This is a genomic window from Enterobacter sp. 725m/11 (assembly GCF_011683705.1).
Taxonomy (GTDB): domain Bacteria; phylum Pseudomonadota; class Gammaproteobacteria; order Enterobacterales; family Enterobacteriaceae; genus Enterobacter; species Enterobacter bugandensis.
Genome location: NZ_JAAQOK010000034.1, coordinates 21,904 through 45,526 on the forward strand (window position 1 = coordinate 21,904; position 23,623 = coordinate 45,526).

Sequence of the window (23,623 nt, forward strand, 5' to 3'; positions counted from 1 at the left end):
CTTCAGAACATACAACCGGAGGTCCCTATCACCATGTTCAACCAGAAACTACAGGCTACCGAGAACATCGAATTCGAGATTGCAGAAGAGCTGCGCTACGAGACCGATCCCTGCGAGTTAAAACTGGATGAGATGATTGAGGCGGAGCCGGAACCCGAAATGATCGAGGGGCTACCCGCCTCCGATGCCCTGACGCCCGCCGATCGCTACCTTGAACTGTTCGAGCACGTCCAGTCGACGCGGCTGTTTGCGGACAGCAAAACCTTCCCCGACTGCGCGCCGAAGATGGATCCGCTGGATATTCTGATCCGCTACCGTAAGGTCAGACGGCACCGGGATTTCGACCTGCGCCAGTTCGTTGAGAACCACTTCTGGCTGCCTGAAACCTACAGCACGGAATATGTCTCCGACCCCGGACTGTCGCTGAAAGAGCACATTGATAGCCTGTGGCCCGTCCTGACGCGCGAACCGCAGGACCATATTCCCTGGTCGTCCCTGCTGGCGCTGCCGCAGGCCTATATCGTGCCCGGCGGGCGATTCAGCGAGACCTACTACTGGGATTCGTACTTCTCCATGCTGGGGCTGGCGGAAAGTGGCCGTAACGATCTGCTGAAGTGCATGGCGGATAACTTCGCGTGGCTGATCGAACGCTACGGCCATATCCCTAACGGCAACCGCACCTATTATCTCAGCCGCTCGCAGCCGCCGGTCTTTGCCCTGATGGTGGAGCTGTTTGAAGAAGACGGCGTGCGCGGCGCGAAGCGTTACCTCGACCATCTCAAAATGGAGCATGCCTTCTGGATGGACGGCGCGGAGTCGTTACTGCTTAATCAGGCCTACCGCAGCGCGGTGCGCATGCCGGACGGCTCGCTGCTGAACCGATACTGGGACGACCGTGACACCCCGCGCGACGAATCGTGGATTGAGGACGTGGAAACCGCCCGCCACTCGGGCCGTCCGCCGAATGAGGTCTATCGCGATCTGCGTGCGGGGGCAGCGTCTGGCTGGGATTACTCCTCCCGCTGGCTGCGCGATCCGGCGCGGCTCGCCAGCATTCGCACGACGCAATTTATCCCCATCGATTTGAACGCCTTCCTGTTTAAGCTGGAGAGCGCGATTGCCAATATCTCGGCGTCGAAAGGGGATAAAGAGACGGCCGAGCTGTTCCGCCAGAAGGCCACCGATCGCCGCGCGGCGGTGAACCGCTATCTGTGGGACGAGGAGAGTGGCTGTTACCGCGATTACGACTGGCGACGCGAGCAGATGGCGCTGTTTTCTGCCGCCAGCATTGTGCCGCTGTATGTTGGAATGGCGACGCACGAGCAGGCAGAACGTTTATCTGACGCGGTAAAAGCGCGTCTGCTGACGCCGGGTGGGATTCTGGCAACCGAATACGAAACCGGCGAGCAGTGGGATAAACCCAACGGCTGGGCGCCGCTGCAGTGGATGGCGATCCAGGGGTTCAAGCAGTACGGCAACGACTCGCTGGGGGATGAAATCGCCTGGAGCTGGCTGCATACGGTGAACCACTTCTACAAGACGCACCACAAGCTGATTGAGAAGTACCACATCGCCAGCAGTACGCCGCGCGAAGGGGGCGGCGGGGAGTATCCGCTACAGGATGGGTTCGGCTGGACGAACGGCGTGGCGCGACGGTTGATTGGGTTGTATGGGGAGCCTTGAGAGGGGGGCGATCTGGCCCCTCTCCCCTCCGGGGAGAGGGGGAAAACTTTAGCGAATCACCTCATAAATGGCGGTCTGAATAGACTGCCATTTTTTTGTGGTGGCATCCGGCTGTGACTGCGCGCGTCGCGTTGCCATCTCAAGATCGTGCTTCTGGCGCTTCACCACGGCCGGCACGGTGCAGAACGCTTTCAGATACTCTTTACGTATTGACGTCAGGGACTCGCCGTTTGACATGGCGTGGCTGAGCGTATTGATGAAACGACGACACGGCTTCTCTTCTGCCATGTTCTGCCGATAGCGCAGCATAAGCTCCAGAACGTCGTCATAGCCTGCCGACATCGCCTCTTCGGTCCATGACAGCTTCCAGTCCATCCCACCCTGCAAAAAGAGCAGCGCCACGCGGGTATCGTTGCGGTTAATCGCCGAACGGAAATTACTCTCGTCCCAGGTCACTCCCATGCGCGTCAGCGTCTCGCGCGAAGAAGGGGTTTCGCGCATCTCCTGCGGCGGAGCCGCCGCTTGCGCCGTATTTTCGGCCGCAGGCTGCGGTTTGCTGCTGGTCACCAGCCAGAAGCCGCCTACCACGATGGCAATCACCATCACGCCGACCGCTCCCCATAGCGCACCGGAGATAAGCTGCTCACGCTGTTCGGGCGTGCGCGGGGCGCGCTGGGTCGGCTTTTCAATCGTGTCGCGGACTTCAAACAGATCCCCACCGGTAACCCGATCCATTTTTTGCGCCTTTTCCCAGAACGCGTGCAGCTCGCTGGCATCCACCGCCATGAATCCGGCCGGGTTGACGCGCGTTCTCCCCTCTTCAAACGCGCGTTGAACCGGACGGGAGATCTGCATGTAGTAGTTATCCAGCAGCTGAATTTGCGCCGAACTTAACGTTTTCTGCACCGTAATGCTGTTGCGAATTTGTCGAATGTCGTCAAGGAAGGTTTGCAGCGTTTTGCGCGGCTCCACCAGGAGCGTCAGCATGGACGGGTCGTTAAACAGCGAGGCGTAATAGCGGCTGAACTCTTTTTTATCCACCAGCATTTGCGCCAGTTCACTGAACATCATGCCGCTCAGGACATCGTTGATTTCGCCATGCTTCAGCCAGCGCCGTACGCGGTCAGCGTTAAATAAGGTTTTAAGATGATTATTGAGCCGCAGCTGATCGGGCCAGGCCTGCTGAATGAGGCCTTTAATCATTAACTCAATTGCGCGTACCTGCTTGTGCGCCTGCTGTTGCTGGAGTTCGCTTCCCGGGGCCAGCTCGGTGCTGTAGGTCAGAAGCGGCTGCTGCAGACGAAGATGTTCCAGCGTAGTCACAAACCGCATCGCCGCAATGAGCTGGTTTTCACTGACATCCTGCCCGCTTTCGTACTGCGGGACGCGCTGCTGCAGCAGGCGCAGCTGCAGCGTAAATTCCGACATCTCGGCATCATTCAGGTTAAGCTTCTTCGCAACCGTAGCCCATCCCCCGAGGCCTAAACGCGCGCTGTCCAGCTGTTCCAGAAACCAGCGTGGATCTTTCCCCTCAGAAACATGTACATTCAGAAGAAGCAAGATTTCCACCGACGCCTGGCGAATGACCGCCAGACAGTGTTCAAACTGTTCGCGGATATGATGTGATGTGCTGAGAGTCATTGTTTTCCTTAAGCGACAGCGAAGACATCCGGAATGGGCACTAACGGCCGTTTTTCTTTTTATTTATACGCGCTTAACCATACCTGACTTTCTGTTGAAATAAAGTGACAACCCTAAAATCATTTAAAATGCTTCAGGAGAATCTTAATGCCAGTTTTAATGACCTCACGCCTGAACTGCTCGCCCCTGCAGGAGCAAGACTGGCCCTTTTTTCTGGCGTTGCAGCAACACCCCGAAGTCATGCGCTTTGTGGCGGAGAACCGCCCCGTCGCAGCGATCCGGGAGGCGTTTGATTCGCGCCTGACGCCCTGGACGCCAGGCAGCGCGCACTGGCTGTGCCTCGTCGTACGTGATGCCCTCTCACAGGCCCCGCTGGGCGTTACCGGGTATATTCATCGGGAAGAAGATTGCGCCGAAGTGGGCTTTCTTTTTGCCCCCGAGGCGCAGGGCAAAGGTTACGGCTTCGAATCCCTGCAGGCGCTTTGCGATTACGCCTTTCATCAGGGCGGTATTCGTCGGCTCACCGCCACCGTCACCGCGGGAAACGTCGCCTCCAGGCGCCTGCTGGAAAAAGCTCGCTTCCAGCTGGAAGGCGAGCTACGTGAAAGCTATTACCTTTCCGGTCGCTGGCAAAATGACTGGTTATTTGGGTTATTACGGCAGGAATACCTGAACAATAATTCCTGATCAACAGCCATTTGGCGGATATTGCTCGTACCGCGATTCCTCTACAGTATCGCCATTAAGAGGAAACGAATATGAACGGTCATGCGCTAAATATATCTTCTGCCGCCATAGAATTAATAAAGAAACATCAAGGGCTTTCACTGGAGAAATATCGTGATGAAAAGGGTGTATGGGTTATCGGCTATGGGCATGTGATCCGCGAACGGGAAAATTTTCACGGCCTTATCACGCCTCTTCAGGCGGAATATTTACTCCATGAAGATATTCAGCTGTGTGAAACGCTGCTGCGGGAAAAGTGTATACATCCATTAACCCAGCAGCAGCATGACGCGCTGGTACTGATGATACTGAGTTTCGGCGTGACGTCTTCACTCCCGAAAGCGCTGCTTCAGGCCGTCGCCCGGGTGTAGTACATGGCTGCCTGGGTTCGGTTTTTTACCTCCAGCCGGCGAAAAAGCGCTTCCAGATGCGCTTTTACCGTGGCCGCACTGATGTTGAGATTGCGACCAATTTCTTTGTTTGATTCGCCCGCCGCCAGCAGCTTCAGCACCTCACGCTGACGCTCGCTTAAGGAAAGTAACGCCTGCGCTGACGATTGCTGGCTGACCCACTCAGCGGGAAAGCAGACCATCCCTCTGGACACGGAATCCAGCACGGCGGCAAACCGCTCAGGGTTAGCGTTACGGGGGATAATAGCCATCACGTTTCGCTGCATGAGTTGTTCAACCCATCGGGTCTCTTTTTTTGCCAGAACCATCATCACCCGTACCGACGGGAAGCGATGCATGATTTCATCCAGGAAAGAACTCCCCTCATCCTGAATTAAATTGCCGTCAATCATGACGATAGCAGACGGTGACGCGGATATTTGCGTCCATAAATCGTCTGCCTGACAAGCCCCCGTTATATTTATTTCAGGAATTAATTTCTGCAAACCGTGTATCGCTCCATGAATAAATATCGACTGCCTGTCAAACATGATTACTCGCATCGTATTTCTCCCTCTGAGAATAGCGAAGGGGGATTCTACATAGGCGCTATTTAAGAAAAAACTCAATGAATGGAGAGGTTACAAATCCGCCAGTGGTTTTTATATTTACCCGCATTTTGACACATCCATATTAAGGATTTCCTTAAGGGGTTCCCTCCCCTTAACATCAGACATCACAGGAACATACCGCCTGACACTTCAATACGTTGCGCGTTCATCCAGCCAAGCTTATCGCTAAGCAGCGCCGCAATGGCATTCCCGATATCGTCCGGCAAACCTACCCGCCCCAGCGCCGTCTGCGACGCCAGCATCTGGTTAAGCTGCGCGTTGTCGCGCACGCGCCCACCGCCAAAGTCGGTTTCGATCGCGCCTGGTGCGATAATATTGACGGAGATACCGCGCGCTCCAAGCTCCTTCGCCTGATAGCGGGTGAGCACTTCCATCGCCCCTTTCATGGCCGCGTAGGTTCCTGAGCCTGACTGGGTGAAGCGGGCCAGTCCGCTGGAGACATTGAGGATCCGCCCCCCGTCGTTAAGCAGAGGCAGCAGGCGCTGCGTCAGGAAGAAAGGCCCTTTGAAGTGAATGTTCAGCGCCTCATCAAACTGCGCTTCCGTCGTTTCGGTATAGGGTGCGTATAAACCTGTTCCGGCATTGTTCAATAAATAATCAAATGTTTCGCGCTGCCAGACACTCTTCAGGATCTCCTGAAGCTGTTGAGCAAAATTTTCGAAACTGGCGATATCCCCGACGTTGAGCTTTAATGCCGCCGCCTTGACGCCTTTTTCCTGAATTTCGCGCACAACTTCCAGCGCTTCCTGCTGGCTACGATTGTAGGTCAGGATAATTCCCGTGCCGTCAGCAGCCAGCTTTAACGCAGCGTTTTTACCTAAGCCGCGGCTACCACCCGTCACTAATGCGATACGTTCAGTCATCATAAACCTCGTTTTGGCTGTTATGGAGATTGAGAAAGAGCTTATTAGGTGATAGAAGATCAATAAAGATGGGTAATAACGCTTCACTGTTTCAGTGCAAACAACAATGAGCTTCATCTATGGATAAAATTCACGCAATGCAGCTGTTTGTTCGCGTCGCGGAACTGGAGAGTTTTTCCCGCGCGGCAGAGACATTAACGCTGCCGAAAGGCAGCGTTTCCCGGCAAATTCAGGCACTGGAAAACCGGCTTGGCACCCAGCTACTGCACCGTACCACGCGCCGCGTCAGCCTGACGCAGGACGGCATGGTCTATTACGAACGGGCAAAAGATCTGCTGGCGAACCTGGATGAGCTGGACGGTATGTTTCAGCACGATCCCTCCAGCATCAGCGGAAGGCTGCGCGTGGATATGCCCGTTGGCGTTGCTCGAAATGTCGTCATCCCCAAACTGCCTGCGTTTTTACAGCAGTATCCGGGTATCGAACTGGAGCTCAGCAGCAGCGATCGTCTGGTGGATGTGGTCCGGGAAGGGTTTGATTGCGTCGTCCGCGTGGGTTCCCTGAAGGACTCAGGGCTGATAGCCCGTCCGCTGGGCAAGCTGTCGGTGATCAACTGCGCCAGCCCGGATTATCTGGCGCGTTTTGGCTACCCTGACACGCTGGACGATTTGGGCTCGCACGCCGTGATTCATTATGCCGCGATGCTGGGAAGCCGCCCTCAGGGCTTTGAATTTTATAACGGAAGCACGACGCAGTGGATAAAAACGGGCGGGGTGCTAACCGTCAACAGCACGGAAACTTACCAGGCCGCCTGCCTTGCCGGGCTGGGGATCATTCAGGCCCCGCGCGTTGGGGTGCGCGACCTGCTGCGCGCAAAGAAACTGATTGAGATCCTCCCGCAGTATCGCGCGGAACCGATGCCTGTCTCCCTGATTTACCCCCACCGGCGCAACCTCTCTCGCCGGGTTCACCTGTTTATGGAGTGGCTAACCGAACTCACAAAAGCTTACGTGGACTAGTCGCAAGCTATAATTCAGTAACATCCAGCCAAACGAAAAAGGAAAAGACGCGTGACGCCGGAAAATAACCCGCAACGACCCACCCAACATTTAGATTATGAACCCATCAAGAAGATGGAAACCGAGCCGGAAGAGGCTAAAGCCCCTGGTACAGCCAGCAAGGCGCTGGGCACCGTCACCAGCCTGGCGGAGAGAATTCAGCAGTTTCCCATGGTTGCGCATCTTATACGTGCGACCGAGCGCTTTAATGACCGCATGGGGAACCAGTTCGGTGCCGCGATCACCTATTTTTCGTTCCTGTCGATGATCCCCATCCTGATGGTGTCGTTTGCTGCGGCAGGTTTTGTACTCGCGTCGCATCCAACGCTGCTGCAGGATATTTTCAATAAGATCCTGAATAACGTCAGTGACCCAACCCTCGCCACCACGCTGAAAAGCACGATAAACACCGCCGTTCAGCAGCGCACCACCGTCGGGATCGTCGGTTTGCTCATCGCCCTTTACTCCGGCGTTAACTGGATGGGCAACCTCCGCGAAGCTATTCGCGCCCAGTCGCGCGAGGTGTGGGAGCGTAAACCGCAGGATCAGGAGAAAATTTGGGTTAAATATTTCCGCGACTTTGTTTCGCTGATAGGCCTGCTTATCGCGCTCGTCGTCACGCTCTCCATTACCTCCGTGGCGGGCTCCGCGCAGCAGATGATTATTTCTGCGCTCTATCTTGATTACATCGAATGGCTGAAGCCCGCCTGGCGCGGCATCGGGCTGGCGATTTCCATCTTCGCCAACTACCTGCTGTTCTTCTGGATTTTCTGGCGCTTGCCTCGGCATCGTCCGCGTAAGAAGGCGCTACTCCGCGGCACATTGATTGCGGCGATCGGCTTTGAAGTGATTAAGATCGTGATGACCTACACCCTGCCGTCGCTGGTGAAATCCCCATCCGGCGCGGCATTTGGCTCGGTGCTGGGGCTGATGGCGTTCTTCTACTTCTTCGCGCGTTTAACCCTGTTCTGCGCGGCGTGGATTGCCACCGCCGAGTACAAAGGCGACACGCGAATGCCCGGAAAAACACATCGTTAATTCCGCTCTCGGGCTGATATTTCAGCCCGACTCATCATTTCAGCATATAAATCCAGTCCGTAACTTTTATTTAACCGAAAACCAGTTTTATCCACCAATATTTAAAAAACGTGAAGCATTTCATGGAAGCATTTTGGCTGGCCTGAACATTATCCGCTTTTTGTTGATTTTATAATCAGGAAGCTATTTTGTTACAGATTGAAATGTCGCTTTTGCTGTGCGTAATATGGCCTTTCGTTCGACAAAAAATAAGAAAATATTATGCAATCAACAGCCACAACACTCGACTCTGGTGCGGAAAACGTCCCGGTAAACTCGCGCAATAAAGTTGTCGTCGCATCGCTGATTGGCACCGCCATTGAGTTCTTCGACTTTTACATTTACGCCACCGCAGCGGTCATCGTTTTCCCGCATATTTTCTTCCCGCAGGGAGACCCGACGGCGGCGACGCTACAGTCTCTGGCGACCTTTGCTATCGCGTTTGTGGCGCGTCCGATTGGCTCCGCGCTGTTTGGACACTTCGGCGATCGTATTGGGCGTAAGGTCACCCTGGTGGCCTCGCTGCTGACAATGGGCATCTCCACCGTGGCGATCGGCCTGCTGCCGACCTACGAAACCATCGGCATTCTGGCGCCGGTCCTGCTGGCGCTGGCGCGTTTTGGTCAGGGTCTGGGGCTGGGCGGTGAATGGGGTGGCGCGGCGCTGCTGGCTACCGAGAACGCCCCGCCGCGTAAACGTGCGCTGTACGGTTCATTCCCGCAGCTTGGCGCGCCGATTGGCTTCTTCTTTGCCAACGGGACCTTCCTGCTGCTCTCCTGGCTGCTGACGGACGAACAGTTCATGAGCTGGGGCTGGCGTATTCCGTTTGTCTTCTCGGCCGTGCTGGTGCTGATTGGCCTGTATGTGCGTGTTTCCCTGCATGAGACGCCGGTGTTCGCAAAAGTAGCCGCGGCGAAAAAACAGGTAAAAGTGCCGCTGGGCACCCTGCTGACCAAACACGTGCGCGTGACCGTGCTGGGCACGTTTATCATGCTGGCGACCTACACGCTGTTCTACATCATGACGGTGTATTCCATGACCTACAGTACCGCTGCCGCACCGGTTGGGCTGGGCCTGCCGCGTAACGAAGTGCTGTGGATGCTGATGATGGCGGTGATTGGGTTTGGCGTGATGGTACCGATTGCCGGCCTGCTGGCGGATAAGTTTGGTCGTCGTGCGAGCATGATTACGATCACCACGCTGATCATTCTGTTTGCTCTGTTCGTCTTCCCGCCGCTGCTGAGTTCAGGTAGCCCGGCGCTGGTGATGGCGTACCTGCTGATTGGCCTGAGCCTGATGGGGCTGACCTTCGGCCCGATGGGCGCGCTGCTGCCGGAGCTGTTCCCGACGGAAGTGCGTTATACCGGCGCGTCGTTCTCCTATAACGTCTCGTCTATTCTGGGCGCGTCCGTGGCACCGTATATCGCCACCTGGCTGCAGGCAAATTATGGTCTGTTCTACGTGGGCGTTTATCTGGCGGCCATGGCGGCGCTGACGTTGATTGCGCTGCTGCTGACGCATGAGACTAAGCATCAGGCGCTGTAATTCATTGCGGCCTGATGCCCTCACCCCGGCCCTCTCCCACAGGGAGAGGGAGAAAGGCGTTACTTCTTCATCTGCGACAAAATCGTCCGGCATTGATTCGCCTCGCCTTCTGACGGCGAAATCAACGCCAGCAGCGCGGCGGCCGGGGTGACCAACGTCGCGAGGGCTGCGGCCACCGCGCCACGCGCAATCAGCGGCCCGGGCTTGACGCCCGCCTGCGGATTTTTGAAGGTCCCACGCACGTAAAGCGGCGAGCGCAGGGTAATAATACGAATCCCCTTACTTTCCGGATCGATGGTCAAATCCAGCTGCTCGGAGGCCATGCTGGCGGTACCGGTCACGTTAATCACCGCGTTTTCCGTGTCGAAGGCAAAAATCTGCGGACGCGCCACGCCGTTAACCAGATCCACATTCGCCGCCGCGCAGTTCACCCGCACCTCGTCATCGCCAAAGATTTGCCCGATGATAAAGTTACCGACGTTTAGCCCCAGGATCTCCATCAGGTTGCGGCTGACCAGACCGTCGTTCATTAGCAGTTTCAGGTTACCGTTGCCGCTGCCCAGCAGTGCCGCAACGGAATTCCCCACCCCGCGAATGTCCGCATCGCCGTTCATTTCACCGAGGGTTTTCTGCATCAGCTCCACGTTCGGCATCAGCTCTTTCAGCTTCAATCGACGCGCCTGGATCTCCGCCCGCCCCTGCATCGGCTTTTTATCGCCTTCCAGGTGAATGTTGGAGGAAATCGTCCCGCCCGCCATGCCAAACTTCAGCGGCTGCAGGCGCAGGTCGGCATTTTTCAGGATGATATGCGTCGAGAGATCGCTCAGCGGCAGCGTGCTGCCATGCTCAATCTTGCGTCCTTTGAAGCGCACATCTGCGTCCATTACGTCCCACTTATCGGTTTCAAAGCGATCGTAAGGCAGCACTTTTCCCGCAGGCTGAACGTCCTTCTTAACCTCTTTTGACTTTGTCCCTTTGCCCGAATCCACGCCTATCAGCGGGCCAAGATCGGCCAGACGCAGCTGGCGGGTTTCGACATCCCCTTCCAGTTTTGGCCGTGGTTTTCCGGTGGTGTAGGTCAGCGTGCCGTGAATATCGCTGTCGCCGATGCGGCCGTTGAAATCCCGGTAGTCAAAAACGGACGATTTTTCGGTATCAATTTTGGCAACCAAATGCCCGTCCGTTTCGAACGGTGGGGTATCCGGCAGGAGTACGCCAGTCAGTTCATACAGTTCGCCAAGCGAGTCACCGGCGAACTTGAGCTGCAGGTCGACGCCCCCCATGTTCATCGGGTCGTTGACCGTCCCCACAAACGCCACGCGCGTATTCCCCGAGCGGAAATCCGCCTGCACCGGGAATGGCGTGCCTTCGCTCCGGAGCGCCAGCATGCCGCCGATTTTCCCTTTCCCGTTAAGCGGCTGACCGTTGTAGCGCCCTTTTGCCGTCAGGCCGAAGACATAATCACCCGCTTTGGCGCTATCGCCTTTCGCTTTATTGCCCGTGACTTCGCTAAACGGCAGCGGTTTACCCAGCGGATCGACCAGGATCTCCACGTCTGCCTTGCTGACCTTATCGTCGATGGCGATCCGCCCGCGATCGAAAAGAATATTGTCCAGACGGAATGACCATGAAGAGGGCTGGGCATTCGGATCTTTTTCGCCGTCGCTGGCAAGGTTAAACGTCCAGTTATTGTTTTTTTCAGAGAGGCGGATCAGGCGCGCATCGGGCTGCTGGAGCTTGATCCACGGTAGATAGACGGTTTTGGTCAGGAGCGCTAGCGGCGCCAGCGTGGCTTCCACGCGCGGCAGATGCACCATAGTCACTTCGGGGATATCCGGCGGGTTGCCGAGAATAATGTCGTCGGCGTGGACGTGCGGCCAGGGGATCCAGCTTCGCCAGCCGGTCTCCTCTTTCTGACGCTCCCATACCACACCCAGATCGCCACGAATGGCGAAGGGACGGTTCAGCTCAGTTGAGACTTTCTGGTTGATGGTCGGCTTAAGGCGGTTCCAGTCAAACGTCGCGATAATGATGACGACGATCGCGATCAACAACAAGAAAATCCCTGTAATCCAGGAAATGACCCTGGTTGTTTTTGTCATTGTTATCCCCTTTCCTGATGACCTGTCCTGTAAAACTATAGTCCAGACAAAGGGAAACGGGGTTATCAGAGGGTCGTTCTGGCGCTTTCGAGGAGATCCATCGGCACGGGGCGAGAGAGGAAATAGCCTTGCGCCGCCGCTGCGGGAGAGTTTTGCACATCACGCCACTCTTCCAGCGTTTCCACGCCTTCAACGATCACCCCCTGGCAATAGCGATTCATCAACTGCAATAACAGCGTAAACAGATTCCGCCCTTCCGGGGTCTGGCGCAGCATGATGAACAGATCGCGGGCCACCTTGATGTAGTCGTAGCGCACTTCGCTGAGGGCCGAGAAGTTCGCCATACCGGTGCCAAAGTCATCCAGCCACAGCGGGCCAAATTCACACATTGACGCAAACGAGGAATCCTGCGGCAGGCGCACGTGCTCCACCAGCTCAAAGCGCAGCCACGGCAGGGTGGCGATCAGCTCCTGCAGCTTCGCGTTCTGACGCAGCGCCAGCAGAGTTGGGCCATCCACGTTCACCGAGGCGAGGATCGTATGCTGCTCGAAAAAGGCCTGTTTCGTCGCCAGCATACGGAGCTGCTCTTCCAGCACGTCCAGACGCTGGCGAACGGCAACTTCGGCAAAGTAGCGATCCGGCGCGATGCGCTGAGTAGGGTTTGAGGGATGCGTAACGACGGTCAAAATTTCAATTGCCATCAGCCGACCGTCCGTTCGATAGATCGGCTGCCAGGTGTACGCGCGCTCACATTGCAGCCAGTAGCGATGCTCCTGCAAGTTCTCAATACTTGCCTCAGGCGTAGTGCTCAGCCGCTGGATAACCTGCTCTGACTTCATTTCAGATGTCCTGTTGTTGGGATAGCCTTTCTGGACTCGTCACAGGATTATCGGCGCGATAATTGAGAACTTTATGTTCAATTCACCGTGAAAATGAAATTAAGATGACAGAAATTTGCCGGAACACGCGCTGGCTCAAATAAAATAATGGAACACCGTTTTAATATAGTTGACCATCTAATTCACTCGGCGCACACTGCTGAAAATTCTTCTGTTCAGGTTCACGACTATGTCCAAAAAAATTGCCGTGATTGGCGAATGCATGATTGAGCTGTCACAAAAAGGCGCGGAAGTCAGCCGCGGATTTGGTGGCGATACGTTAAACACCTCGGTTTACATTGCCCGTCAGGTTGCGCCTGAGGCACTCACCGTGAACTACGTCACCGCCCTCGGCACGGACAGCTTCAGCCAGCAGATGCTGGAAGCCTGGCAAAGTGAGCATATTGACACCTCGCTGATCCAGCGTATGGAAAACCGCCTGCCTGGACTGTACTACATCGAAACTGACAGCACCGGCGAACGCACGTTTTATTACTGGCGTAACGAAGCCGCGGCCAAATTCTGGCTGGAGAGCGACGCCGCTGGGGCCATCTGCGAAGAGCTGGCGACGTTTGACTATCTCTATCTGAGCGGCATTAGCCTGGCGATTTTAAGCCCGACCAGCCGCGAAAAGCTGCTCTCGCTGCTGCGCGAATGCCGCGCCAACGGCGGGAAGGTGATTTTTGATAACAACTACCGCCCGCGCCTGTGGGCCAGCCGCGAAGAGACGCAGCAGGTTTATCAGCAGATGCTGCAGTGCACGGATATCGCCTTCCTGACGCTCGATGATGAAGACGCCCTGTGGGGTGAGAAGCCGGTAGAGGACGTGATTGCCCGCACGCACGCAGCAGGCGTGAGCGAAGTGGTGATTAAGCGCGGCGCGGAGTCGTGCCTGGTCGCGATTGCGGGTGAAGCGGTGGTTGAGGTCCCTGCGGTGAGGCTGGCCAAAGAGAAAGTGATTGATACCACTGCGGCGGGGGATTCCTTCAGCGCGGGCTACCTGGCGGTACGCCTGACGGGGGGAACGCCGGAAGCGGCGGCACAGCGTGGGCACCTGACGGCCAGCACCGTGATTCAGTATCGCGGGGCGATTATTCCGCGCGAGGCGATGCCTGTTTAGTTTCCCCTAACCCTCTCCCTTTGGGGAGAGGGCCGGGGTGAGAGGATTACTGCCCCTGCGGAATATCCGACGCGTCCTAGTGTAGATCATCAGCCGTTGCAGCCTGCGCCGGCTGCGACGCGGTGGCCATAATGGAATCCCAGGTCTTCTGAAGTTCCTTCATGTCATATTCCGGCTCGCCTTTCGGCTGCAGAAGGATCAACGCCATATCCTGCGACAGCTGCTGACGTAAATCCTGATTCAGCATATTCACAGTCAGACCGTTCAGGAAGTCCTGACGCAGCTTCTGGTACTGCTCAGGCGCGATGTCGACAACCTGATTCTGCAGGGAGCGAATCCGCTGGCTGATCAGAATGTCGGTATCGGCGCGAGCGTAGGTGGCAAACAGTTTCTGCAGCTCCAGTTTTTTCTGGGCCAGCAGCGCGTTGAACTCCTCTTCAGAGAGCCCCTCTTTACGCACTTTTGCCAGCTCTTTCGCCACCACACCCAGGTTCGCATTCAGTTTATCGCCAGGCGATTCAACGTTAATGGCACATTGCGCACGCTGGAACAGCACGCGGCAGTCAAAGCCAAGGCCAATGTTCTTCACGTTGTTTTTGCTGAGCGTCTGCTGAACGTGCCAGAACAACGCTTCACGCGCCAGATCGGCACGCCAGTAGCGCAGCAGCGCCGCAGACTCGCGAATAGGCTGCCAGGCGTTATCCCACATCACGGAGAGCCTGTCCTGGCGCACGGTGTCCGTCATAATGCTGACAGGCTCGGCGCGCAGCGGAGAGAGCGTCGGGACAGGGGCTGGCGTTTCGCGTTTGCCCTTCAGATCGCCAAACGCTTTGTTGATCTGCTCAACCACCGCGCGGCTATCCACATTGCCGACGACGATCAGCGTCATCGCGTCCGGGGTGTACCATTTCTGGTAGAACGATTTTACCTGTTCGACGTCCACCGGCTGCTTCAGCGGCTCTGCCGGATCGTGCCCCAGCAACGTTGAGCCTTTCAGACGGTAGCGCCACCAGCCCTCTTTGGTATCCGCAGGCCAGGTCGCCACCATGTCGCCGTTGCTCAACGCATAGTTCACGGTGTCCGGCGTAATCGCCAGGTTGCCAGAGGCATCGGAGAGATAAGTAAGGGCTTCTTTAAGCAGGTCGTTACGGTTATTTGGCAGGCTCAGGTTAAACATGGTGTAGTCATAGGAGACCACAGCCGGAGGAAGGGGGCGTTTCGGATCGATGGCCTGTTGCCACAGCGAACGCACCTGTACTGCCTGCAAGCTGCCGCTCTGCGTGAGCGCCAGACGGGGAATAAAATGGCTAAAACCGGTTTGCTGAGTGCTTTCCGTAAGGGAGCCGGTATTTACGGACAGACGGATTTCAATACGATCGCTGGGACGCTGTGGAGTGGATAACACCTGCCACTGAAAACCGTTCGCTAGCGTGCCTTGTTGCCAGGCCGGGTCTGGCTGGAGCGCATCTGCCTGCACATAACTGGCTGCTGCCATCATCAGCAAACCGCCGGTTAAGAGTCGAATTTTTGTGCCCTGCATGTGAACCCCTGATCAACATTCCTGGTTAAAAAGAGTGTCTCGCGACGCGCTGCACTCTAAAAGATGACGATGAAAACACGTCGATTAGACCGCGCGTTCGGCAAAACGTCACGGTCCGAAGTGAAATATACCCAAAAAAAATCTTGTCGAATTATGACAGGTATGAACAGTTATTATGCGCAGGAGCCCGCATCCCGACAAGGGAATGCGGGCAATTGTGACAAGATTAGGAGGTTAAACCAGGATTTTTGCTATCAGACGCGCGATTATTCAGCGTATCGTTGAGCTTCTTGTGATCCAGCTCTTTCACCCATTTCGCGACCACCACCGTGGCCACGCCGTTACCCACCAGGTTGGTAAGAGCACGCGCCTCAGACATAAAGCGGTCAATACCAAGAATCAGTGCCAGACCCGCCACCGGCAGATGCCCCACCGCAGAAATGGTGGCCGCCAGCACGATAAAGCCGCTGCCCGTCACGCCCGCCGCCCCTTTAGACGACAGCAAGAGCACCACCAGCAGGGTGATTTGATGGAAAATATCCATATGGCTGTTGGTCGCCTGGGCGATAAACACGGCCGCCATCGTCAGGTATATCGAGGTACCGTCAAGGTTGAAGGAGTACCCCGTCGGGATCACCAGGCCGACCACTGATTTACGGCACCCGAGCTTTTCCATCTTGTCGAGCATACGCGGCAGCGCCGATTCTGAAGAGGAGGTCCCCAGAACAATCAGCAGCTCTTCACGGATGTAGCGGATGAATTTGAAAATGCTGAAGCCTGTCGCACGGGCGATGGAGCCCAGCACCACCACCACGAAAAGAATACAGGTGATGTAGAAGCAGATGATCAGCTGACCCAGCTGCACCAGCGTGCCAACGCCATACTTGCCGATGGTGAAGGCCATCGCACCGAAGGCGCCGATCGGCGCCAGGCGCATGATCATATTGATGATGCCAAAGATGACCTGCGAGAAGCTTTCAATCACGTTGAAAATAAGCTGGCCTTTGCTGCCCAGACGGTGCAGGGCGAAGCCAAACATCACGGCAAACAGCAGCACCTGCAGAATGTTTCCGCTGGCGAAGGCGCCGATGACGCTGCCAGGGATGACGTCCAGCAGGAAGGCCACCACGCCCTGATCCTTCGCCTGTTCGGCATAGACCGCAACCGCTTTGGCATCCAGCGTAGAGGGATCAACGTTCATACCCGCGCCAGGCTGTACCACGTTGACGATGACCAGACCAATAATCAGCGCAAGGGTACTGACCACTTCAAAGTAGAGAAGCGCCACTGCACCGGTACGGCCCACCGCCTTCATGCTTTCCATGCCAGCGATGCCCGTTACCACCGTACAGAAGATCACCGGGGCGATGACCATTTTAATGAGCTTAACGAACGCGTCGCCAAGCGGTTTCATTTGCGCGCCCAGCTCCGGGTAATAGTGACCCAGCAGAATACCGATGGCGATGGCTGTCAGGACCTGGAAATAAAGACTTTTGAAGAGTGAGGTTTTCATAGGGTGTCCTTGGGAAGAAAAACCACAGGCTTTGTAAGGTTATGGTTAACCTGCGGCTCTAAAATAACACCCGTATAACAGGACAGAAATAAACCCGGTTCAAATTTGAAACACAAATGTTAAGAACTTTGAACTGGCTCGCACAAGCCAGCAACAAAATTACACTTTTGCGTTATGGTCAGCGCCAGAAAGGTATCGCTGCTCGAAGACATCCGGCGGCACCGCCGGGGCAAAAAGGTAGCCCTGGCCGCTCTCGACGCCCGCCTCTGCCAGCCAGACGCGTTGCGCTTCGGTTTCAATCCCCTCAGCAATAAGATGCACCTTGAGGCTGCGCGCCATCTGGACGATGGCCTGCACCATGCTGCTGTCCTCCGGGAGCCCGTCGACAAACGATTTATCGATTTTGAGCACGTCCACCGGCAGGGCTTTCATGTGCTGAAGCTGGCGCAGCCCGGCGTAGCCCATACCAAAATCGTCCAGCGCGATGCGAATGCCGGCATTGCGCAGCGGCTTCAGGATGGCCACCGCGTCGTTAGGATCGTCAATGCGCCGGCTCTCCGTCACTTCCAGCGTCAGCGTATCAGGCTTGATCCGGTAGCGGTGGATCAGCTCCAGCATCTCGGAGACCATCGTCGGATGCATAAGCTGCAGGGCAGACAAGTTGACCGACAGCGGCAGCGTTACGCCGCGCTCCTGCCAGGCGGCAAGCTGGCGGCAGGACTCCTCCAGTACCCAATAGCCAACGGTGACCATCAGGCCGCAGGATTCGATGCGCTCAATCAGCCCCTCCGGCAGCTCCCAGGAGCCATCCGGCTGCTGCAGGCGGAGCAGCGCCTCGGCGCTTTTCACTTCCCCCGTCTGTAAATTCACCTGCGGCTGTAGCCAGAGGGCGAACTGACGGTTATCCAGCGCGGTCAGGATATCGCTCTCTTCCGTCAGGCGCTGCTGCGCCTTTTCCATCTGCTCCGGGTCGAAGAACTGGATCTGATTTTTCCCTTTGCGCCGGGCGGTAAACGCCGCCGAGAACGCGCGGCGGTACAGCTGCTCCGCCGTTAAATCACCGTAGTACATGGCGATACCGATACTGGCGCTCGGACGAAGCTGGATGCCCTGCACGGGCAGCCGCTCATTTATGACAGTAAGTACTTGCTGACCTAATGTGATAGCGTGCCACGGCTCTTTCACGCCGTTGGCAATCACCACCAGGTCGTAACCGCTGACCTGGGTCAGCACCATGCGCGGGGCAAGAACAGACTTCACCTTTTCCACCAGCGTCAGCAGCAGCATTTCACGCTGGCTCTCCTTGAGCACGCCCGCCGTGTCCTGCAGGGTTTCACAGGCAATCACCATCAGCGCCGTGGTTTGCTGCCGCGCAACGGTCTGCTCCAGCATTGCCATCAGAAACGCTTTATTAGGTAGCTCCGACACCGGGAAGCGCGTGGCGCTGTTGTTTAGCTCATCCTGATGACGCTGAATGCGCTGCTGGTTGAGGTTGTAGCTGCGCACCAGCATACCGATCTCATCGTCCTGGTGCAGACGCGGCAGCTCAAGCTGGTGCCCCAGTTGATCCTGCGGCGAAATCCCATTCAGCTCGCGGGCGATACGGCGCAGCGGGTGGACAATGAGGCGGTTTATACACCACGTCAGCGCTACGCTGATGATCAGGGTCATAAGTAAGCAAGTGGTCACTAACGTAACCACCCAACTCATGACGAATTTATACATCCGGTACGAGTCCGCCTGCAGAACCAGGTAGGCCAGTGGCTGCGGATTGGCAGGACGTTCCAGCGAATAGAGAGGCAGAGAAATTTGCACCGGCAGCTCAAACAGGCGCATCACCATCATCGGGACGGGACGCTCCGGGATAAAACTCATCCGCAACGCCTGGAACTGGTTGGGTAAGACGACATCGGCGCGGCTAACGACCCCGGCAGGCTGAATGCGCTTTAAGATGGTTTCCGCTTCGGGAATGTCCCCTTTCAGGATCGAGGCGGAGAGCGGGCCGCGCACCGAGCGGGCGATACTTTCTAACTGCGAAGCCGTGTTATAGCGATTCTGCTGTACGGAATGAAACAGCAAAATTACGCAGAAGAGCAGTACAAACAGCATAGTGACGGCAGAGACCATCGCCATTTGTTTGATCGTTAAGGAACGGCTGACACGCAAAATGACTCTCCACAAAACTCGAAGCGCAGGGCGCGCCAGGGTGTAAACCTGGCGCGCCTGAGTATACCCGATTGCCGCGCTATTAAGAGAGACTTACAAATGGATTAAGGAAAATCCGATTACCAGTCCGCATAAGGAATAAGCGGCTGCGGCGGTAAGTCCATATCGCCCTGCCAGCCTGCAGCAGAGTAGCGCACATAAATTAGCGCATGGCTTGGGGTGTAATCTTTCGCTTCCTGAATATCCACGCCCATACCCACAAACCAGTTGGAGGTGACCCGGCGTTCGATAATTGCCCGCGCGGTATAACCCGTCCCGGAGGAGGAGCTGCCGGTTTCCATCGCGCCACGGTCGGTATAGCGGCCTGGCTCATCGGTCGGGATCAGGCTCTGGATCGGGTAACGCAGCTCGTCTTTGGTTTTGGAGTGGGACCAGGACACCGAGCCACCCAGCTCCCAGGACCAGTTTTCCGTACGCTTACGCCAGGTCACCGGCAGCGCGAAGGAGACATACTCCTGCGGGCTGTAGTAGCCGCCCTGACCGAGGGAATAGCCGCTCAGATCCTTATCGTAGTGCCAGAGCATATTGGAGACGCCGACCGTCAGGCGCTCGTTGTTTTTATTAATGAGCTTGTAGTAATAACCCGTCATCCAGCGGACGCGCCAGTTATCTTCCACATTTTTACCGGTCAGCGTTTCCGCGTTCAGGCTTGACCAGATGCCGTTCGCCTCGCCTTTGTCATAGCTGATGCTTACCCCGCCGCCCGTCGCGCGCACGCCGCCCCAGGTGGTGCCGGTATTGGTATCTTTTTGCCCGGCGAACGCCAGCAGAGAGCTGGAGATAGGCCGACGATGGGCGTTGACGGTGTAGCCGATGGGGCCTAAATCGCTGCTGTAGCTGATACCGCCCACCACGTCGACGACGTCAAAGCCCATTGGCGTGGTACCAATATCCATCGCCCAGGTTTTATTCTGCCAGCCAACGGCGACGCTGGCGCCGCTGTCGCTCTGGCTGGTGTTGCCGCTACACGGCGTGTCGTAGCAGGTCCCCCATTTAGGGTCGTAAGTTCCGTTATTGTTATCAAAGGTGCCGGCGTCCATGTTGACCAGATCGCTTCTGAAGAACATGCGCCCGTCAGAGAGCGGGGCGTCCACCTGGAGCATGGTGGTATGCGCTTTCAGGTCAGAATAGCCGCCCGTACCGCTGGAGCCCCAGTAGTCGTGCTGCAGCGTGACGTTAACATCCTGCTGACGGTACAAATCACCGGCGTCACTGCGCACGCCGCGCTTCAGCCAGTCATCTTTTTCATCGTTACGCGTCAGACGGGTGAAACTGTCATTGTCCACCGGACGCGTCGTGGTGATGCCGGACGACACCATCGCATCTTTATACGTCTCCAGCGCCTGCTGCGGCTGGCCGTTTTGCGTCTGGAAGCGGGCAGCGTCACGCAGCACCAGCGCGCTTTCCATGGAGGCGGGCTGCGATTTAGCCTGCGGAATGATTTTGCTGAAGGTCTGTTCTGCGGCAGCGGAATCGCCCAGTCCTGCCTGCGCCATCGCGATCCGGCGCTGCATGTTGAGCGACAGCGGCTGGCCGTTTTGCGCGGCGGGCAGTTTCGCGAGCTCCGCACGGGCGGCATCTTTGTTACCTTCCGCGCTGTAAATTTCGGTCAGACCGAGGATCGCATCTTCGTTCTGCGGCTCACGCTGCAGGACGGCGCTGTACGTCGTTTTCGCCGCGTTCAGATCGCCACGCTGCTGCGCCCAGTCCGCCAGCGTCAGGTCTATGCGGGTAGAGGCAGGCTGTTGACGCAGAAGATTTTCCGCCTCCTGCTCTTTGCCGCTGTCGCGCAGGCGGTTGGCGGTTTCCAGCACCTGATTGCTTTGCAGACGGTCGGCAAGCTCCTGAATATTGCCGTTCCACTGGCTGCGCGGCAGGGTATTCAGATGCGCCAGCGCGGCCCGGTCCTGATCGTTTCCGGACAGGTAGAGCCCGTTGGCATACACCTGCTCCGGGTCAGACGGTTTCTGGCTGGCAAGCTGGCGCATCAGGGTATCCGCCTGGCTGCGCTGGCCCGCGCTGTAGAGATCGCGCGAGAGACGATACGTTATCCAGACGTCACCGGGCGAGAGTGCCAGACGGCGACGCTGAATTTCTGCCGCCTGAGCGTATTTCCCCTGACTCTCCAGCTGTTCTGCCTGGGCGGAAAGCTGCTCGTTAGTCAGGCTACGCTCAATATCATCAATACTCCGGCGCTGGCTGGCAGAGAGCGACTGGATAAACTGCGAGGCTTTCTCCGGGGACTGCGCGCGGTAAACATTGGCAAGGCCGCGAACCGCATTGCTGTTGCTGCTGTCCATACGTAACGCCTGGCGGTAATAACGCTCCGCCGCGTCGTTATCTTTACGCGCCGCAGCGGCATCTCCCAGCCCCAGCACCGCATAGCTGTCGGTATTGTCGACGTTGCGCGCCTGCTGATAGTAACGCTCCGCCTGCGCCGGGTTATTCGCCTTCAGCGCCGCATCCCCCTGCTGGATCAGCAGCCAGTAGCGGTTAACCTTCAGCAAGCTGTCCCATTTCCCGCGGTTATCGCTCTGCGGATCGAGGGCAATCGCCTTTTCAAACTGTGCCACCGCGCGGGCGCGGTCGCCTTTCTGGGAATAGGCCTGCCCCAGAGCCCCCACCGCTTCACTGTCGGCATGGTTGGCGCTGACGGCTTTTTGCAGCTCCGCCACCGCCTTACTCCCCTGCCCGGCATCCACCGCCGCCAGCCCTTCCGCTTTCGCGCGGAACGCCGGGTCAGCGAGCTGCTTTTGCTGCGCCTCAAGCTGGGCGCGCGCCGCCGCGACGCTATCGCCGTCGCTGAAGACGGTCAGGTATTTTTGCAGCGCGGTGACGCTGGCGCTGCTGGCAGGCTGGTCTTTGATCTGCTCATACCACATGTCAGAGGCCTGGCCGCGGCCGCCGGTGGATTTAGCCATCTCCTGCAGCACCGCAAAGCCTTCATCACGGCGTCCGCTCTGGAACAGAAGCTGGGCCAGCGTCGTCTGGAGCTGGGTATTCCCGGGGCTGCTGCTGTTTATTTTTTTCAGCTGGTTGATGGCCGAAGCGCGACGGGCAGGATCTTTCGCCACCACATTCCAGTATTCCGTCGCCACGTCGCCGCCCGGCGGGTTACCGTCAAAGAGCTTGTCATAGGCGGCAATCGCCTCCTGCGTGTGCCCTGTCGTAGCGAGTAAGCGCGCCTGCTGAAGCTGCTGGCGACCATCCGGGGTGGAAAGCAGCATGGTATTGCGTGAGGACTGGTACGCGCCGGAGTCAGGGGCGATCCCCTTCAGGCGGTCCAGCTCTTTTTGCGCTCCGGCGTTATCGCCCTGGCGCAGCAGGTAGCGAAAGCGGGCGGCAATGACGTCAGGGTTGTTCGGATCGATCAGCTCAAGACGGTAGAGCGACTGACGAACCAAATCCTCGCGATGGGTCGATTCGCCCAGCCGAACCTGCTCCAGCAGCTGTTTCTGCTGCGGAGAGTTAACGGCCTGCGCCAGCGGCATCAGTGCCAGCCCAAGCGTTAGAGTGAGTAGATTTACTGTGAACTTGCGCATTCCTGGCCCCAATCCGGTATTAATTCACCCTTAGCGGTGAAGCGAAAACGATGCTGATCCCATCCCTGACCAAAAAGAGTCAATACATAGCTGTAGTAGGCATTGTTATCGGGAAAATGATCTGCCACGCGCTGGCGCTGAACCGCCTGGGCATCGCGCTGCTGTAAAAACGGCAGCATCGCGGCAGAGAACCCGACCGGGCCATTGCCGTTGTGTTTACCCGTCGCCACATCCACTTTCTCCGGCGGCACGCCCTGTTTGATTGTCTTTGCCGCCATCGGCTGGAAGCGCGTCAGCAGCCGGGCTTTTTGAGGATCTTTATCGCTCATCATGCCCACCCAAAGGTAGACACGGATGGCGTCATACCCCCCTTCCAGCGTTTTATCCTGCTGTAGCTGCCAGCCTTTGTTTTTCTGATACTGCACCCAGTTCGGCGAGAATCCCTTCGGCGCGCTTTCCAGCAGCAGCCGCAGATTGGTTTCACGCAGCGTGGTCCACGGGGCACCGTAGCGGGTGAAATAGCTCGCTAACTGTGGAGGAAGGTAGCTGGGGTTAAAGCGCCAGGCGTTTTCTTCGGCAAAACCGACTTTACCGGGAAGCAGCATTGAGCCGAGCCCCGGCACTTTCACCACTTCCTCGCTGGCAATGCGTTTTAGCAGTGCCTTGCCCGTTTGGGTATAGTCCGGGTCTTTCCATAACCGGCCCGCTTCGAGCAGCGACCAGGCAATCCAGACATCGGCATCTGAGGCGGAGTTGGTGTCAATCACCCCCCAGTTTTCTTTGTCTTTCTGTCCCCAGAGCCAGGCGGGTAGACGATCGTTGAGATTGCCGCTGGCGAGGTTATCGCGCGTCCACGTCAGCAGCTGGTCAAACGCCTTGCGATCGTTAGCGGCCAGGGCAAAGAACAACGCATAGCTTTGCCCTTCCGACGTTGTAATTTTGCGCGTGTCGCTCGGATCGATGACGCGCCCGCCCTCGCTGATGTAATCCTTTTTAAACTGTTCCCAGGCAGGCCAGGTACAGGCGGCGCGAAGAGGGATCGCCGCCAGCATCAACGCTGCGACTACACACCAGCGAAAGGCTTTCAT

17 protein-coding genes are annotated in these 23,623 nt (G+C 57.0%); 7 read left to right on the forward strand and 10 right to left on the reverse strand.

Annotated elements, in window-relative coordinates; genetic code table 11:
- Positions 1-33: 33 nt before the first annotated feature.
- Complete coding sequence (locus tag HBA26_RS15360; RefSeq protein WP_126345960.1) at positions 34-1,683, forward strand: alpha,alpha-trehalase; 1,650 nt, start codon at positions 34-36, stop codon at positions 1,681-1,683.
- A 48-nt stretch (positions 1,684-1,731) separates the two neighbouring features.
- Here HBA26_RS15360 and HBA26_RS15365 read toward each other — a convergent pair whose 3' ends face one another.
- Complete coding sequence (locus HBA26_RS15365) at positions 1,732-3,324, reverse strand: STY4199 family HEPN domain-containing protein (RefSeq protein ID WP_126345961.1); 1,593 nt, start codon at positions 3,322-3,324, stop codon at positions 1,732-1,734.
- Between the two features lie 147 nt (positions 3,325-3,471).
- On the opposite strand from HBA26_RS15365, the gene HBA26_RS15370 reads away from it, so the two are divergent.
- A complete protein-coding gene (locus HBA26_RS15370; RefSeq protein WP_028014743.1) occupies positions 3,472-4,011 on the forward strand; it encodes a GNAT family protein in 540 nt (179 codons plus the stop codon).
- Positions 4,012-4,082: 71 nt separating this feature from the next.
- Complete coding sequence (locus tag HBA26_RS15375) at positions 4,083-4,421, forward strand: lysozyme (RefSeq protein ID WP_028014744.1); 339 nt, start codon at positions 4,083-4,085, stop codon at positions 4,419-4,421.
- On the opposite strand, the gene HBA26_RS15380 is transcribed toward HBA26_RS15375, so the two are convergent.
- Positions 4,400-5,002 carry a response regulator transcription factor gene (locus HBA26_RS15380; RefSeq protein WP_045259401.1) on the reverse strand — a complete coding sequence of 201 codons (603 nt, stop codon included), beginning with the start codon at positions 5,000-5,002 and terminating at the stop codon, positions 4,400-4,402. The two genes, HBA26_RS15375 and HBA26_RS15380, sit on opposite strands and share 22 nt — an antisense overlap.
- 173 nt (positions 5,003-5,175) lie before the next feature.
- Entirely contained in the window at positions 5,176-5,934 is a 759-nt protein-coding gene (locus HBA26_RS15385; protein WP_126345971.1) for an SDR family oxidoreductase, read from the reverse strand.
- A 119-nt stretch (positions 5,935-6,053) separates the two neighbouring features.
- Between HBA26_RS15385 and HBA26_RS15390 the strand changes: the two genes are divergently transcribed.
- The 3 genes from HBA26_RS15390 (at position 6,054) to HBA26_RS15400 (ending at position 9,614) form a co-directional block, all read left to right on the forward strand.
- Complete coding sequence (locus HBA26_RS15390) at positions 6,054-6,953, forward strand: LysR family transcriptional regulator (protein ID WP_028014747.1); 900 nt, start codon at positions 6,054-6,056, stop codon at positions 6,951-6,953.
- Between the two features lie 51 nt (positions 6,954-7,004).
- The gene (gene yhjD / locus HBA26_RS15395) at positions 7,005-8,030 is read left to right on the forward strand and encodes an inner membrane protein YhjD (RefSeq protein ID WP_048960793.1); all 1,026 of its coding nucleotides are present in this window, start codon (positions 7,005-7,007) and stop codon (positions 8,028-8,030) included.
- 261 nt (positions 8,031-8,291) lie between these two features.
- Positions 8,292-9,614: an MFS transporter gene (locus HBA26_RS15400; protein WP_028014749.1), complete on the forward strand. Its 1,323-nt coding sequence runs from the start codon at positions 8,292-8,294 to the stop codon at positions 9,612-9,614.
- A gap of 59 nt (positions 9,615-9,673) precedes the next feature.
- Here HBA26_RS15400 and HBA26_RS15405 read toward each other — a convergent pair whose 3' ends face one another.
- Together HBA26_RS15405 and pdeH are read right to left on the reverse strand one after the other, a co-directional pair.
- Entirely contained in the window at positions 9,674-11,716 is a 2,043-nt protein-coding gene (locus tag HBA26_RS15405) for an AsmA family protein (RefSeq protein ID WP_166720949.1), read from the reverse strand.
- A 65-nt stretch (positions 11,717-11,781) separates the two neighbouring features.
- A complete protein-coding gene (gene pdeH, locus HBA26_RS15410; protein ID WP_041911854.1) occupies positions 11,782-12,555 on the reverse strand; it encodes a cyclic-guanylate-specific phosphodiesterase in 774 nt (257 codons plus the stop codon).
- A gap of 229 nt (positions 12,556-12,784) precedes the next feature.
- Here pdeH and HBA26_RS15415 point away from each other — a divergent pair, with 229 nt between their 5' ends.
- The gene (locus tag HBA26_RS15415; protein ID WP_126345962.1) at positions 12,785-13,714 is read left to right on the forward strand and encodes a sugar kinase; all 930 of its coding nucleotides are present in this window, start codon (positions 12,785-12,787) and stop codon (positions 13,712-13,714) included.
- Between the two features lie 76 nt (positions 13,715-13,790).
- Here HBA26_RS15415 and HBA26_RS15420 read toward each other — a convergent pair whose 3' ends face one another.
- The 5 genes from HBA26_RS15420 to bcsZ form a co-directional block, all read right to left on the reverse strand.
- Positions 13,791-15,254, reverse strand: coding sequence for a pitrilysin family protein (locus HBA26_RS15420; RefSeq protein ID WP_166720950.1), 1,464 nt, complete (start codon positions 15,252-15,254; stop codon positions 13,791-13,793).
- Positions 15,255-15,480: 226 nt separating this feature from the next.
- Entirely contained in the window at positions 15,481-16,767 is a 1,287-nt protein-coding gene (locus HBA26_RS15425; protein ID WP_028014754.1) for a dicarboxylate/amino acid:cation symporter, read from the reverse strand.
- 159 nt (positions 16,768-16,926) lie between these two features.
- Positions 16,927-18,933 carry a biofilm formation regulator HmsP gene (gene hmsP, locus HBA26_RS15430; protein WP_126345963.1) on the reverse strand — a complete coding sequence of 669 codons (2,007 nt, stop codon included), beginning with the start codon at positions 18,931-18,933 and terminating at the stop codon, positions 16,927-16,929.
- A 119-nt stretch (positions 18,934-19,052) separates the two neighbouring features.
- On the reverse strand, positions 19,053-22,535 hold the full coding sequence (gene bcsC / locus HBA26_RS15435; protein WP_126345964.1) for a cellulose synthase complex outer membrane protein BcsC: 3,483 nt from the start codon (positions 22,533-22,535) through the stop codon (positions 19,053-19,055).
- Positions 22,517-23,623, reverse strand: coding sequence for a cellulose synthase complex periplasmic endoglucanase BcsZ (bcsZ, locus tag HBA26_RS15440; RefSeq protein ID WP_048960028.1), 1,107 nt, complete (start codon positions 23,621-23,623; stop codon positions 22,517-22,519). Before bcsZ ends, bcsC begins: the two co-directional genes overlap by 19 nt.

What these genes read in the sequence shown, in the direction of transcription:
- pdeH (WP_041911854.1), bottom strand. Translation starts at nt 12,555, where the DNA reads ATGAAGTCAGAGCAGGTTATCCAGCGGCTGAGCACTACGCCTGAGGCA.
- HBA26_RS15385 (WP_126345971.1), bottom strand. Translation starts at nt 5,934, where the DNA reads ATGACTGAACGTATCGCATTAGTGACGGGTGGTAGCCGCGGCTTAGGT.
- HBA26_RS15405 (WP_166720949.1), bottom strand. Translation starts at nt 11,716, where the DNA reads ATGACAAAAACAACCAGGGTCATTTCCTGGATTACAGGGATTTTCTTG.
- HBA26_RS15360 (WP_126345960.1), top strand. Translation starts at nt 34, where the DNA reads ATGTTCAACCAGAAACTACAGGCTACCGAGAACATCGAATTCGAGATT.
- HBA26_RS15415 (WP_126345962.1), top strand. Translation starts at nt 12,785, where the DNA reads ATGTCCAAAAAAATTGCCGTGATTGGCGAATGCATGATTGAGCTGTCA.
- bcsC (WP_126345964.1), bottom strand. Translation starts at nt 22,535, where the DNA reads ATGCGCAAGTTCACAGTAAATCTACTCACTCTAACGCTTGGGCTGGCA.
- HBA26_RS15390 (WP_028014747.1), top strand. Translation starts at nt 6,054, where the DNA reads ATGGATAAAATTCACGCAATGCAGCTGTTTGTTCGCGTCGCGGAACTG.
- HBA26_RS15380 (WP_045259401.1), bottom strand. Translation starts at nt 5,002, where the DNA reads ATGCGAGTAATCATGTTTGACAGGCAGTCGATATTTATTCATGGAGCG.
- bcsZ (WP_048960028.1), bottom strand. Translation starts at nt 23,623, where the DNA reads ATGAAAGCCTTTCGCTGGTGTGTAGTCGCAGCGTTGATGCTGGCGGCG.
- HBA26_RS15420 (WP_166720950.1), bottom strand. Translation starts at nt 15,254, where the DNA reads ATGCAGGGCACAAAAATTCGACTCTTAACCGGCGGTTTGCTGATGATG.
- HBA26_RS15370 (WP_028014743.1), top strand. Translation starts at nt 3,472, where the DNA reads ATGCCAGTTTTAATGACCTCACGCCTGAACTGCTCGCCCCTGCAGGAG.
- HBA26_RS15365 (WP_126345961.1), bottom strand. Translation starts at nt 3,324, where the DNA reads ATGACTCTCAGCACATCACATCATATCCGCGAACAGTTTGAACACTGT.
- HBA26_RS15375 (WP_028014744.1), top strand. Translation starts at nt 4,083, where the DNA reads ATGAACGGTCATGCGCTAAATATATCTTCTGCCGCCATAGAATTAATA.
- HBA26_RS15425 (WP_028014754.1), bottom strand. Translation starts at nt 16,767, where the DNA reads ATGAAAACCTCACTCTTCAAAAGTCTTTATTTCCAGGTCCTGACAGCC.
- HBA26_RS15400 (WP_028014749.1), top strand. Translation starts at nt 8,292, where the DNA reads ATGCAATCAACAGCCACAACACTCGACTCTGGTGCGGAAAACGTCCCG.